The 12,940-nt window shown below is 42.6% G+C and carries 11 protein-coding genes; 3 read left to right on the forward strand and 8 right to left on the reverse strand.

Annotated elements, in window-relative coordinates:
* Nucleotides 1-47: 47 nt before the first annotated feature.
* The 4 genes from MSSIT_RS12275 to MSSIT_RS12290 form a co-directional block, all read right to left on the reverse strand.
* Nucleotides 48-524, reverse strand: a complete 477-nt coding sequence (locus tag MSSIT_RS12275; RefSeq protein WP_048172712.1) for a glycosyltransferase — start codon at nucleotides 522-524, stop codon at nucleotides 48-50.
* Nucleotides 521-961 (reverse strand): PssD/Cps14F family polysaccharide biosynthesis glycosyltransferase, encoded by a 441-nt coding sequence (gene pssD / locus MSSIT_RS12280; protein ID WP_048172713.1) that lies wholly within the window; start codon nucleotides 959-961, stop codon nucleotides 521-523. The genes MSSIT_RS12275 and pssD overlap by 4 nt, the downstream gene beginning before the upstream one ends.
* 78 nt (nucleotides 962-1,039) lie before the next feature.
* A complete protein-coding gene (locus tag MSSIT_RS12285) occupies nucleotides 1,040-2,092 on the reverse strand; it encodes a glycosyltransferase family 2 protein (RefSeq protein ID WP_048172715.1) in 1,053 nt (350 codons plus the stop codon).
* A gap of 131 nt (nucleotides 2,093-2,223) precedes the next feature.
* Nucleotides 2,224-3,192 (reverse strand): glycosyltransferase family 2 protein, encoded by a 969-nt coding sequence (locus MSSIT_RS12290; RefSeq protein ID WP_048172717.1) that lies wholly within the window; start codon nucleotides 3,190-3,192, stop codon nucleotides 2,224-2,226.
* 426 nt (nucleotides 3,193-3,618) lie between these two features.
* Between MSSIT_RS12290 and MSSIT_RS23325 the strand changes: the two genes are divergently transcribed.
* Together MSSIT_RS23325 and MSSIT_RS12300 are read left to right on the forward strand one after the other, a co-directional pair.
* Nucleotides 3,619-3,762, forward strand: a complete 144-nt coding sequence (locus MSSIT_RS23325) for a hypothetical protein (RefSeq protein ID WP_156158855.1) — start codon at nucleotides 3,619-3,621, stop codon at nucleotides 3,760-3,762.
* Between the two features lie 158 nt (nucleotides 3,763-3,920).
* Nucleotides 3,921-4,520, forward strand: coding sequence for a flavodoxin family protein (locus MSSIT_RS12300; RefSeq protein ID WP_048172720.1), 600 nt, complete (start codon nucleotides 3,921-3,923; stop codon nucleotides 4,518-4,520).
* Between the two features lie 15 nt (nucleotides 4,521-4,535).
* On the opposite strand, the gene mtaA is transcribed toward MSSIT_RS12300, so the two are convergent.
* Nucleotides 4,536-5,567, reverse strand: a complete 1,032-nt coding sequence (gene mtaA / locus MSSIT_RS12305) for a methylcobamide:CoM methyltransferase MtaA (RefSeq protein WP_048172721.1) — start codon at nucleotides 5,565-5,567, stop codon at nucleotides 4,536-4,538.
* A gap of 445 nt (nucleotides 5,568-6,012) precedes the next feature.
* Between mtaA and MSSIT_RS12310 the strand changes: the two genes are divergently transcribed.
* A complete protein-coding gene (locus tag MSSIT_RS12310) occupies nucleotides 6,013-8,664 on the forward strand; it encodes a NosD domain-containing protein (protein WP_048172723.1) in 2,652 nt (883 codons plus the stop codon).
* Nucleotides 8,665-9,305: 641 nt separating this feature from the next.
* Here MSSIT_RS12310 and MSSIT_RS12315 read toward each other — a convergent pair.
* The 3 genes from MSSIT_RS12315 to MSSIT_RS12325 form a co-directional block, all read right to left on the reverse strand.
* Nucleotides 9,306-10,256 (reverse strand): glycine betaine ABC transporter substrate-binding protein, encoded by a 951-nt coding sequence (locus MSSIT_RS12315; RefSeq protein WP_048172724.1) that lies wholly within the window; start codon nucleotides 10,254-10,256, stop codon nucleotides 9,306-9,308.
* A 220-nt stretch (nucleotides 10,257-10,476) separates the two neighbouring features.
* On the reverse strand, nucleotides 10,477-11,307 hold the full coding sequence (locus MSSIT_RS12320; protein WP_048172727.1) for an ABC transporter permease: 831 nt from the start codon (nucleotides 11,305-11,307) through the stop codon (nucleotides 10,477-10,479).
* On the reverse strand, nucleotides 11,301-12,800 hold the full coding sequence (locus tag MSSIT_RS12325) for a quaternary amine ABC transporter ATP-binding protein (RefSeq protein WP_048172728.1): 1,500 nt from the start codon (nucleotides 12,798-12,800) through the stop codon (nucleotides 11,301-11,303). The genes MSSIT_RS12320 and MSSIT_RS12325 overlap by 7 nt, the downstream gene beginning before the upstream one ends.
* Between the last annotated feature and the right edge of the window lie 140 nt (nucleotides 12,801-12,940).

A 12,940-nucleotide genomic window follows, 5' to 3' on the forward strand; every position in this document is an offset into this window, starting at 1 on the left:
AGATATAATATAAACTCAAAGTATATAAGTGACTCACAACTAAGTTGTTATATTACTAACTTTTGTATCCAATTTCTGAGAAATGAAACTATCTGACCGTTATTCATACTAATGGCATCAAGAATAGTACCAGCGTTATTTAATTTATCCTCAATTTGATCTACATCATACACTGCAGTGATTTTATTCTCTTTTATCAACTGATTAATAATGTCAATTTGATGATCGTTCGTGTGTTCTCCATATTTCTTCAATCGTGGGACTGCAACTACAGGAGTACCCTGTTCTAGTGCGGTCATTATAGACATACCCCCATGGGTTACCACTACCCTAGCTTCGTGGCATAGATACTTAATATCTTCATCAGAATCTTTAAACCTAAAGAATTCAGCGTTTTTTGGCGTATAATTAGTATGGCCAATTTGCATGATCACTTTTTCATTAATCTTTCCTGCAATTTCATCCATTTTCTTTATAAGCCTTTCGAAGCCTTGATCGTGAAAACCAACAGATACAAATATCAATACACTCCACCCTCATATCTCGCTTTTTTTCCATAGTATTTCAAAAGTTCTTTCTGTTGGACTAAGAATAGATCAACAATTGGATATAGCAATTTTCCGCTAATTGTAGGCTGAGTAACCCTGCAAATTGTTTCAATAAAAACTAATTTAATTCCGAATAATTTTGCGATATAAAATGTAGGTATAGAAATCTCAGCCCCTGTGGAAACTATTAAATCAGGCTTCTCACGAGATAGAATTCTATAAATAACAGGAAGGCTCGTTAGAAGTCGTATTGGATTTTTTCCAAGATTATCTAGTAAATAAACTTTCTCCAAATTGTTGGATCTTAATCCTCTATAGGTTATAAAAAAGATATCATTACCATTGAATGCATCCATAAGTCGCAGGATTTCAGTAAGATGACCACCGTGCGAGCAGGTAAGGCAGATCTTCATTTTTTCACCAGTCCAGTATTTTTAAGTAATGGAATTGATACTGTATTTAATAATTCATATTGTTTTGTTTGTTTTGGATTAGACTATTCTGCTTATCAGTTTCATATGAAATGCATAAAAAGAGTTGAAAACGATATCAACTGTTTTACTAATCATAGGGAATTTAATGACCTGTTCAAAAGGGATTTTCCAATCCAAAAATCCAAAAAACTCTCTGTCAGTAGTTGTTTTTTTACAAATAGTTTCGTGTCTTTTTGTCAAAATTTCTTTAATATTTTTTATAACCCATAAATAAGCCTGCAATTTACTGTAAATGTATCTCGGACCGTTTAAAACAGCATGACCCATTGTAACAATTTCAGTCACTATGAGTGCAGGCAATAATAATAACAATGTTCTTGAACTAAAGTTTTTCAATAAAATTAAGTAACGATTTCTTTCCAGGTAAAATTCTTTCCAGGGGGATATTGACAGTTTATACTTGTGATATATTATGGACTCAGGAACATACATTATCCTACCTCCCGCAAAACGTATTCTCCAGGAAAGATCCGCATCTTCCTGATAAAGGAAAAAATCCGAGTCAAAACCATTAAGATTTTTTAGTATATCGCGCCTTATTGCAAATGAACATCCTGAGACCGATCCTACTTCCTGGTAGCTATCAAACTCACGTGAAGGCTTATTGAAGCCCCTGCAGAAGGTAAGTCCAGTATAGTGGTTTGTATTTGCACACGTGTTTATTATTTCATTTTGGGAATATATCAAAATCTTTGAAGTCGTGGCCGCAATTTCAGGATCACTGTCAAAAGGGTTTATTAGCTTGGAAAGCCAGTTGGAGTCTACAACAGTATCTGGATTTATAACTACTATATATTCTCCTTCCGCGACCTCAAATCCGGCATTATTCCCTGCTGCATACCCGAGGTTTTTTCCTGTCTGAACTACCTTTATCTCAGGATAGTTAGTTCTCACGAATTCCTCACTACCGTCCCTAGATGCGTTATCTACTACAATTATTTCAAAACCTGGATATGTTTGAGACATTAGAGAGGGAATACACTCCATAAGATCTTCCTTGCTGTTATATGAGAGAATAACAACACTTGCAAATTTCTCTTTACCATACATCTTTTCCCTCAAACAATATCAAATAATCAAAACCCCAGTCATGCTATCATTTTAGACCTTCTATTAAAGGAAGAAAATAATATCAAGTACTGCAGAATGATAAATAGGAGAAAAATCTCGTAACTCCCAGTTTAAGTCACCTTAGCTTCCCTCATAATTGCCGACACCGAATGCAGCATTATCCCTGTCAATGCCATGAAGGTCCCTATAACAATAAACAGAACCATAAGCATGGTAGGCCCGAAAGATAAGCCTCCTCCCATAGTGAAGTTTTGCAGAAAATGGGCACCCATGTAGAGTCCTCCAACCCCAAGAGATAGTCCCGGGACCGTGAAGTAATAAAGAGGCTTGTTGAACTCGATATCTTTCAAGACCATGACAAGGACGCCTAGACCATGTTGGACCGGGCTTATGGTTGAACAGTCCACATCATACCTTACCCCGATTTCGACTTCCTTGATCCGCAGTCCGGACCTGCCTGCATCGGCAAGCATTTCGCTTTCTATTGCCATGCCCTGTGTACCGAAGCGGAACACGTTTTTAGTAGAAGCGGCAAAAGCGCGGAAACCGCTTTGTGAATCGGTGATCTTGAGACCGGAGTTCATATTTGTAGCCGTATCAAGTATTGTCTGGCCGACACGGCGGTAGATAGGAGTGTTTTTGTCTTTGTGGGAAAGGTAACGACTCCCATTGACCATTTCAGCGTAGCCGTCAATAATAGGGGTTACAAGTTTGGGAATTTCAGCGGGATTATGCTGACCGTCCGAGTCCATTGTCACTATTATATCAGCACCCAGGTTGGCTGCGGCTTCAAAACCGGTTTTGAGGGCTGCTCCCTTGCCTTTATTGGCCTCATGCACAATCACGTGAGCTCCTGCTTTCCCGGAAATTTCGGCAGTGCGGTCAGAGCTTCCGTCATCGACTACGATTACGTTGTCAGAATAGAATTTAGTAAGAAGGACTATGCTGCCGATGGAGACTTCCTCGTTAAAAGCTGGAAGAATGACAGTTATATTTTGAGATGACACCTCCCTGAAATGTGGGTTCTCTATATGGACCTGGTACTGAGTATTATTACCCACAATCAGTTCGTTACTCAATTTTAAACTCCTTTTAAATTTATAATATTAAATTGAAACAATTGAAGTGGCTCAAAAGTCAATCACAAGTATTGGAGTACAACCGTTTGAACCTTTGAACACATTTTAAATTTTCATAATGTATTTCATAATGACAGTATATAAATTTATTGATAGATTTTTTGAAATAAATAAAAAGTGTACAATAACATGAGCAGTAACGCTTTAGTTCGATCGATATAACATTATAGGATTGAGATACTGGCTCGCAAAAACATATGAAATACGAGAGTTAAAAAAGATATGAACTCAAAATAAAAAAATGAATCCGAGAAAAACGATATCATAAGAGCACAAAATATTCACAGTTACATGCCGCAGGCTCTTCCGAAGTTTAAGAAATTTATTTCAATCAGCCAGGAACTTTAAAGAAAAATTTAACTCAATATGTTACATACCGCATCTGTAGAAAAGAGAAAAATTCGAAATGGATGCTTTAGTGCCGAAGACACTCTGGACATAAAAATTAGCCCGGTGCTCAAGTACTCCGAGGGTCATTCCAGTGGGGATGAAACAGCCCTGCAGCTATAAGTTTTACTTGCTGGATTGTTTCGGACTTTTTCTCGGGCGCTTTTTCTCAGCTCTGATATTAAGATCAGGGGAATTTCCACTCAGGGTTATTACTAAAAAGCAGGGACATGTTTCCGGAACCTATTTAATTCTCTATCCCCGATACAATACAGGGTGAGATGATTAAAGATCTAAAAATTCTTGGAGTTGGAGGAAGCCCCCGGAAAAATGGGAATACTGACGTGCTGCTTGAGAGCTTTTTGAAAGGGGCGGAATCGGCAGGAGCTAAAACCGGAAAAGTCCTTTTAAGGGATTATTCGATCGAGCCCTGTATCGGCTGCGAAAGGTGTCGGAAAACCGGGACTTGCACCAGGTTCCATGATGGAATGAGCCTGCTTTATCCCGAGATCGAGGATGCAAAAGGGCTTATCCTCGGTTCTCCCACCTACAACTACAATGTAACTGCCCAGATGAAAGCCTTAATTGACCGGCTCTACCCTTACTACAATTTCACGAACGACCGCCCCAGGCGTTATTCGAGCAGGCTAGCAGGGCAGGGGAGAAAAGCAATTGTTTTTTCGGTCTGCGAACAGCTGGAAATCGAAGAAATGGGTTTTACACTCGGAGCGCTCGGAATGCCCCTTGAAGCCCTGGGCTATGAGATCGTGGAAAAGTTTCCGGTAACAGGATATTTTGAAAGGGGAGCGGTTTCAAGGGATGAAGAACTTCTGATAAAAACGTTTGAGGCGGGCAAAAAAATGGCAGAAATTCTTCTTTGAGCCAGAAAGGAGAATTCATTTTCTCCCGCAAAACTCGTTCCTTGCTTCCACCAGGGCTTTCAAATTCCGGAGAGGAGTTTCGGGTGCAAGCCCGCAACCCGGAGCAAGGATGTCCACTCCGCTTTCCATACAGATGAAAGCCTCCTTTTTCACATCTTCAGGGCCGCCCCTGAAAAGGGTCCTGGAGGTTGATACGCTGCCGATTACAGCTGTGCCGGCTTCATGAGCGGTATTAACAGCGCTTTTCAGGTCTTTTATGCCTTCCTCAAGACTGAGCCCGTCAAACCCGCACTCTGCCATGTCCGCAATAATCGGGTCTGCAGCCCCGCATATGTGGAGTACGCTTTTGCCTCCCCCGAGAGCTTTAGGAATCCTTGCCATGCCGGGTTTTATCAAAGTCCGGAAAGCGTCTGGAGAAATCATGTCCGGAGAAGAGACTGCATCTGCAATAACAACAACGTCAGCTCCACTTTTCAGGCATTCCCTGGCATACATTATACATGCGTCGGTGCAAAGATCGATGAGCCTTGTTATGATATGGGGCCTTTTGATTGTCCATTTAAGGAAGCGAGTGATTCCGCAGAGGGAGCTTGCAAGGTCAGCCGGACCTTCCATTCCCACAATTAAGGGTAAGTTCGATCCGGCTTTTTCCCGGAGGATTTCCGTGGCTTTCAGGACAGCGGGGATTCTGCCCCTTTCAAGGAGGTCTTCAGGGAGTTTGGGGACTACAGGCGAAAGTTCCATTGGACCATTCAGCACAGCAGGAGTCTTTGCTTTCGTACCCGGATCAACTCTACAGCCAAGAGCTTCCACGAGCACCACCATGTCAAAGGGATACCTGAGGGTTTCAAAAGAGGCATTTACATACTGGGAAAAAGCAAGTAATGCCATTTTTTCAGGCTGGCTGTCAGCCTCGGGTCTGGCTGCTCCGCTCAGGTCCATGAGTTCGAGCACAGGCGCGGTTGTGAAAGTGCCGACCGGTATCTGAGCGGGAGTTTTTCCTTCGAGGGTTCTGAGGATTTCTGTCCTGAAGTTCGGTTTTTCCATAAAAATAACCCCTAATTTTGTTCTGTTTTTGCTGGAGCTATTAGCTGTACTACTATTATACTGTACTACTGTACTACTATTATACTGTACTACTGTATCATATTAAGTGGTTATACCTATTTACGGATGCATCCGATGATCAGGTTACTCCCGTACCTGATATTAAATCAAAGCAAAACGTGGAAACTCCTGTAAACAATACAACCTGAGCAGCCACATTAGCAGATTTCAACGCTTCTCATTATAGCCAGAACCATCATAACCCCACTGTTATGTTTTCCTTTGAAAAACCTTCATATTTCTATGTGGCTCGTTTCAATTCAACCTTTATTTCTGAAAATAATTAGTCAAAAATAACTATGGAAAGTAAAATATGTTAAATGTCATTAATGGAGCATACATTAATATTCATAATCGATTATATTATAATTAAAGGGGGAAAGAAGTGATAAAGAGAATAACTTTTTTAATAATTTTGCTTTTCATTTTTATAATATCTATTTCAGCTACTGCATCAGCAGGGGAAATTACAGTAGATGATGATTCTGGAGCTGATTTCAAATCAATTCAGGAAGCTGTGAATAATTCTGTTCCAGGGGACATGATAATCGTGAGGCCTGGAATTTATACTGAAAACGTTCGTGTTGATGTAACAGGGCTAACTATCAGATCAGAATCAAATAATAGCAATGCGCAGGTAAAACCGCTGAACGAAAGCAAAAGTACCTTTCTGATAGCAGCTAATAACACAACGATCAGTGGTTTAAACATAACGGGAGCCGGTAAGATGTATCATAAAAATGCAATCTTTGCTTATGGCAAGATGAATAATATAACAGGTAATACCATTGAAAACGGTTCTGTTTATCTGCGCTCCTACATGCCAGACAATTTAAAAATCATCCTTTATAGCGATATGAATAATGTGACAGGTAATACCATTGAAAACGGTTCTATTATTCTGGGATCCGAGATATCAGGCAATTTAATAGCCGAAAATAAAATTTCTAACGGCGAAGAGGGTGTATATATTTCCTGCTGTGGAATAAATAATACAGTATCAGGTAATACGATCTCAAATTGTTCCACTGGCATCTCCGAATGGGATCAGGGAGTAGATATTCGTAATAACAGGATTACTGACTGCGATTGTGGGATTTGGCTTTCGATGTCAAGTTCAGGAATTGAAAATAATACAATATTAAACTGTGATGTAGGGATTATTTTAGATGACGCTTGTACTGTTGACATAATCAACAATACAATAACATCCTGTACAGAATGTGGGATTTTTAATAAGGGAAATTCTGACCGTAAAAGAATCTACAATAATTATTTTAACAATAGTCTAAACGTAAAGTTTGGACCTGGCGAAGGGGGAAATACCTGGAACAGTTCACTTGCTTCAGGCAGTAACATTGCCGGTGGCCCTTACATTGGAGGCAACTTCTGGGCAAAACCAGATGGGACCGGATTCTCCCAGATCTGCGTGGATTTGGATAAGAATGGGATCGGAGACCTGCCTTATAAAATCTATGAGGATCCTTATAACGTCCATGAAGACGAATTTGACTATTTACCTCTTGTATCTATGTCCAGTCTGCAAAATTCGGTTACTCCAACTGCTAACTTTACAGTTAGCGTCACTAATGGGCCTGCACCCCTTGTTGTCAAGTTTACAGATCTTTCGAAAAACGCAATCCTTTGGAACTGGGACTTTGATAATGATGGTGTAGCAGATTCTACAGAACAAAATCCTATATATGCGTACAGAACTCAAGGAAACTATACAGTTAATTTGACGGCTAGCAATGGACTTAATACTAATTCCAAATTTGTTAACATAACTGTTGGAAAAAGGGTTTCATCCACGTGGCCATTTGTATATATTACGAGCGGTGCATTCTCTGTAATTGACACAACCACAGGAACAGTTGTAACATCTGTGAAAGTGGGATCTGTGAAAGTGGGAAGTGGGCCTAAAGGAGTTGCAGTCGTACCTAATGGAAAAACGGCATATGTAGCGAACTCTGGAAGCAATAATGTCTCTGTAATTGATACTTCAACAAACACCGTTACAGACACTGTGAAAGTAGGATATAATCCTTCTGAAGTTGCAGTCAGTACTGATGGAAAAAAGGTATATGTGGTGAACGAAGACAGCAATAATGTTTCTGTAATTGACACCGACACAAACACTGTTACAGTTACTGTGCCTGTTGGAAACTGGCCGGAAGGGATTGCAGTTACTCCAGATGGAAAAAAGGTGTATGTGACTAATGGTGGCAACATTACTGCCCCTGAAGATACTGTTTCTGTAATTGACACAGCTACAAATATCGTTACAGCCACTGTACCTGTAGGAACTCATCCTCGTGGAATTGCAGTCACTCCAGATGGAAAAAATGTATACGTGGCAAATAGCCATAACAGAACTGTCTCTGTGATTGATACAGCTACAAATTCCGTTACAGCTACGGTGGATGTAGATAACTCTCCTCATGAAGTTGTAGTAAATCCAACAGGAACAAAGGTATATGTGGCTGGCGGAAATGGCTTTGTCTCTGTAATTGATACGTCTACAAGAAAAGTTGTAACTACAATGAATGTAGAAGGCAGTCCTGAAGAGATTGCAATCACACCTAATGGAAAGAAGGTATATGTAGTAACCAAGGGCGATTATGAAAACAATTATAGCAACAATATCTCTGTAATTGACACCTCAAACGATACTGTTTCAGCAACAGTAAATCTCGATGTTTCTCCCGGGGGACTTGCAATTATCCCGGATCCGGAATCAGTATTTCCGGTAGCTAATTTCAGCAGCAATGTCAGTGAAGGTTTTGCACCTCTCTCAGTGCAGTTTACCGACAGTTCAGAAAACGCAACAGGGTGGAACTGGGACTTTGGAGATGGAGCTGTTTCAAACGAACAGAATCCAGCTCACACTTATTTATCACCGGGAAACTATACAGCTTGCCTGATAGTAAACAACACAGATGGTACAGATTCAAGGTTTACTACGATAACTGTGCTGGAAAGTGGTTTCGGTAATGATAGCGATTCCAGTGGAGGAAGCTACAGTAACGGTGGTTGAGGGGGATACCGACGACGATAACCGGCATTGCAAAAGAACGGCGAAATAAAAAATCGGTGGTTCTGTATTAATCAGTTGATATTATTCAGATATCTGAAACTAAGATCTTTTGTTTTTATTCAGATATCTGAAACTAAGATCTTTTGTTTTTTGATTCTACTCTTTTCAGGACTGAACTTTTCTCTTCTCCAACTCAAAAAATGAACAGGCGATCTTATATCTTGAGGCGAATTTATATCTTGATCTGGGGGACCTCATAAAACTCACAGTTAAATATAAACGCCTCCGCCAGCTTGCCTGGCGGCCCTGCACAAAAGGAAAAAGAAGAAATGAATGAGAAATGATACTGAAATTAATACCGTTTTAGCTTTTTGTCCTTCTTTTAAACTCACAAACGCCTTCAGCAGCTTTTAATTGCTAACCTGTTGTTTTCATTCTTCTATTTCTTTTTTGTCTTGTTGGGAAAGACCGCTCTCCTGCGTCGAGCGGGACAAGAACGACACAATATAGCAAATATGGTTGTATGGGTCAGAACCCAGGAGTTTGAGTCCAAGTTATTTTTTCAAAAATATCAACCATGTAAAGATGGACGAACAAAAAATCAGGTAAAAAAGAAATGGAAGGAAGAGAAATTTACTTTTTTACTCTTCGGACTCTTCTCCTATCCATTCGTTAACTTTCTCCGGATTGTTTGCAACCCAGTTTCCTGCGGCTTCTTCAGGGGCGGTTCCGTTTTCGATGTCCATCATGACAGTCTGGATATCGTCATGGGTCCACTGGAAGCGGGTCAGGATGCCGTAGAGGTTGGGCTTTTCTTCTTCGAGGCCGAGCCTTGCAAGAGTTTCAACATGGTCGGCGTCGCCAAATGAACCCTTCGGGTCATCCAGGTATTTGAGGTCCCAGCGGTTAAATGTCCAGTGGGGGGACCAGAGGGTCACAACTGTCCATTCTTCGGAGTCGATTGATTTTTTCAGGGAGGCGGTCATTGCGGCACTGCTGCCTGAGACAAGCTCCATATCAAGGTCGTAATCGGAGATTGCGGTTTCGGATGCCTGCATGATGCCGGCTCCGGGGTCGATCCCGATAATCTGGCCGTTAAACTTATCTTTTTCGGAATTAAGCTCCTCGATGGAGTCTATAGTTACGTAAGAAGGCACTACAAGCCCGATCTTACAGTCTTCGAGGTTGGTCTGGACGGAGTCGAGCTGGTTCCCATAAGTTTCCCAGTAGCTCTGGTGAGTGTAGGGGAGCCAGGCGGAAGTGGTGAAATCGAACTGCCCGTCAGCAAGGCCCTGGTAGAGGGGACCTGCATCAACTGCAACGATTTCCACATCTTCATACCCTGCCTGTTCGAGGACCTGCTGCATCACATTGGTACTTGCAATCTCGCCGTCCCATAAGACATAGCCTATTGTTACAGGTTCGCTGAATTCCGAAGCTTCTTCTTCGGCAGGAGCAGTTTCTGCGCCTTCTCCGGTTTCATCTTCCTGTTCTGTACAGCCTGCTGCAAAAAGGGAAAGCCCTATTATCAGAACGATTGCCAGAACCGATCCGAGTTTTTTTCCTTCAGGATTTAATTTTAGATTGGTCAAAATATCTACAACCTTTTTTGAGTTTCTTTTTATTTTTGGTTTTTAACCAGGGATTGAAATGAAAGATGCACCATCTTCTGGGAGATAGAGGGTGCCCCTGTTAAAGTGAAAAGTCCTGATTCCTGGGTACCCTGAATACCTGTTTCAGGGCGAAATCAGGAGCAAAGTGTTTTCGGGACCGAGTGTTTTCAGAACCGATTATTTTCAGGATTTCCGGGATTTATTTGGGACTAAGGTTCTGAGTAATCCGGTCAAGGAAGATCGCAATTATAACAATCGCGAGTCCTGCTTCAAAGCCCATGCCGATATCCAATCTCTGGATTCCGTAAAGGACCTGGTACCCGAGACCCCGTGCTCCTATCATGGCTGCAATGACGACCATGGAAAGGGAGAGCATAATGCACTGATTGATCCCGGCCATAATGGTCGGGAGTGCCACAGGCAGTTCAACCTTGGAAAGTTTCTGCCAGCCCGTGGAGCCAAAGGCATCTGCAACCTCGGTAAGCTCTTTTGGAACCTGCCTGATCCCGAGGTTTGTGAGCCTGATTGCAGGGGGCATTGCAAAAACAACAGTTGCGATCATACCCGGAACATTCCCAAGTTTGAAAAAAATAATTGCAGGGATCAGGTACACAAAAGACGGCATTGTCTGCATGAAGTCTAGTAAGGGTTTTACAATGTGGCCAAGAATGTCGTTTTTTGCAGAGATGATCCCCACGGGAACCCCTATAAGCAAGGCAAAGAAAGCGGAAGAAAGCACAAGGGAGAGCGTCTCCATCGAAAGTGTCCAGAGCCCCATATTATCAATAAGGAAAAAGCCGAAAGCAGTCCCGATTGCAAGCTTGAGGTTTCGCTTCCCTGCAAAGTAGGCGATCAGGGCAATTCCGAGAATGAAAAGTTCGGGAGGCAGGAAAAGCAGGGCATCTTTTAAGCCCGATATCAGGAAGTCAAGCTTATCGCTTGTGAGATCAAGAAGCGGGCCAAAATTATTTTCGATCCAGTCCACAGCAAATTCAACCGTGTCACCGATCGGGAGACGGGGAATCAGCATGTTTTCACCTCGGGACCCGGAATAGCATCAGACTTTGAAGAGGATTCGGAAGAGGATTCGGAAGGGGCTCCGTCCTTTGCTTCTGCTTCCAGAGGCACGGGTTCGCTGCTAATTCTGCTGTTAATTATACTGTGGGGAACGTCTGAGTCTTCGGAAGGAGGACCGGCTTCCCCTTCATTTTTGCCACTGAAGATAGTTTTTTCGGGGGGCTTTTCTTCAGGAGTCTTCCCTGCCGGATTTCCTTCATCTGGAACCTTTTCTTCAGAAACTTTTTCTTCTGGATGCCCGTTTTCTCCGGAGTTATCTCCGGACATTGCAAGAGCTCCAAGGACAGTACCCCGGACTATAATTCCTATCAGCTTTCCGGAATCATTGACCACGGCAAGGGGGTACGGGCTTTCTGCAATCAAAGGGATTATATCGCTAAGGGGCAGGTCCGGAGCCACGCGAGGTGCTTCCGGGATCATCGCTGCTTCAAGGCTTTTTCCGGTCTTCAGGGCTTCAAGGGCATCCCCTATCATGAGTATGCCTTTTAGACGCCTGTTCTTTCCTTCAACCACGTAGATTGAGGAGATCCCATGGTCTTTCATCAACTGAATGGCAACTCTTGGCCCGGAATTGAGAGATACGAGCGGCTCGGGCCTTTTCATTACCGATTCGGCGGTCAGGATTTTTGACCGGTCGACTCCTGCAACGAACCTCGAAACATAGGAGTCGGCAGGTTCGGTCAGGATCTCTTCGGGAGTCCCTATCTGGACAACTTCCCCGTCTTTCATGAGAGCGATTCTATCCCCGAGTTTCAGGGCTTCGTCCAGGTCGTGAGAAACAAAGATGATAGTCTTTTGCACCCTATCCTCAAGAGCGATCAGTTCGTCCTGCATATCGCTCCTGATAAGGGGATCAAGGGCACTGAAAGCTTCGTCCATGAGCAGGATGTCAGGGTCGTTGGCAAGCGCCCTTGCAAGCCCTACCCGCTGCTTCATGCCTCCGCTTAGCTCTGTTATCCGGCTGTGTTCATAGCCTTTGAGCCCTACGGTTTCTATGGCTTCGAGAGCCTTTGAGTAGCGTTCTTCTTTAGGTATTCCCTGGATCTCAAGTCCGTAAGCCACGTTGTCCAGAACCGTCCTGTGGGGGAGCAGGGCAAAACTCTGAAAGACCATCCCAAGCTTGTTCCTGCGGGTAGTTCGCAGGGCTTCAGGGCTCATGCCGGTAATAGCCTGCCCGTCGATCAGGATCTCACCGGCCGTTGGTTCTATAAGGCGGTTTAAGCAGCGCAGGAGGGTGGATTTTCCGGAACCCGAAAGTCCCATTATTACGAAAATCTCTCCGTCGTAGACCTCAAAATTAACGTTGTTGAGCCCGACAGTATGTTTCGTTTTTGCAAAAATTTCACTTTTTGATAAACCTTCATTTAGAAGGGTAATTACTTTCTGGGGGTCCTTCCCAAAAACTTTGGTAATATTTCGTACTTCGAGTTTTACATTTTTGTCCATTATGATACCCCGGTTTGACCGAAGTTTTTCAAGAACTGTCGACATTCATTCCGAAATGCAGGTAGTTGCCACAAAAAACCCGGAAAATTAAAACCAAATTTTATTCGAATTAATCTGTGTCCGTACAATTTCTGTACAAT

This window comes from Methanosarcina siciliae T4/M (assembly GCF_000970085.1).
Lineage (GTDB): Archaea > Halobacteriota > Methanosarcinia > Methanosarcinales > Methanosarcinaceae > Methanosarcina > Methanosarcina siciliae.